General features: G+C 59.0%; 1 protein-coding gene. It reads right to left on the reverse strand.

From position 1 onward, the window contains the following. Nucleotides 1–256: 256 nt before the first annotated feature. On the reverse strand, nucleotides 257–512 hold a 256-nt coding region (locus tag J5M57_RS28080), incomplete at its 5' end, for a hypothetical protein (RefSeq protein WP_207938489.1).

A 512-nucleotide genomic window follows, 5' to 3' on the forward strand; every position in this document is an offset into this window, starting at 1 on the left:
CTCGTGATCCGCGCGGCGAATCGGGCGTCGACAATGGCCACGAGACACGAACAGCGTTGCGAGCAGCGTGTGCCGCATGTGCACGGCTTCTGTTTACCGAGAATGTCTCACGCGGACGCCGGGCAGTTCGACTTGGAATCGCTTGCTTTCACTCGAAAACGGACGGGATGACGCGCTGCGCGAAGCGTCTGGCTTGTCGCGCATGATCGGCATAACAAACGTGACAACATGCGCAGCGCATTCCGTTTGACTGCTTTCAACACGCCGCGGGTGTGCCGCTGCACACGGTATTCACGAGCGTCACGATGTTGCTACTCGTGAACGGGGACGCACCTTGCTGTTTTACTGCAAGATCCGTAAAGCCCCAGCTCGTCACGCCGACCACGGTATTGTGCGCGCCCGAGTTACCGAAAGTCGTGCCACTAAGCGTCGGCGGCATGCCGAGATTCACGAGCCACGGACCGCCGCTCGAACCACCGGTCATGAGTGATCCAATAATCGTATTATTGGAG

Source organism: Pseudomonas sp. 86_A, assembly GCF_017491705.1.
GTDB classification, from domain to species: Bacteria; Pseudomonadota; Gammaproteobacteria; order Pseudomonadales; family Pseudomonadaceae; genus Aquipseudomonas; species Aquipseudomonas koreensis.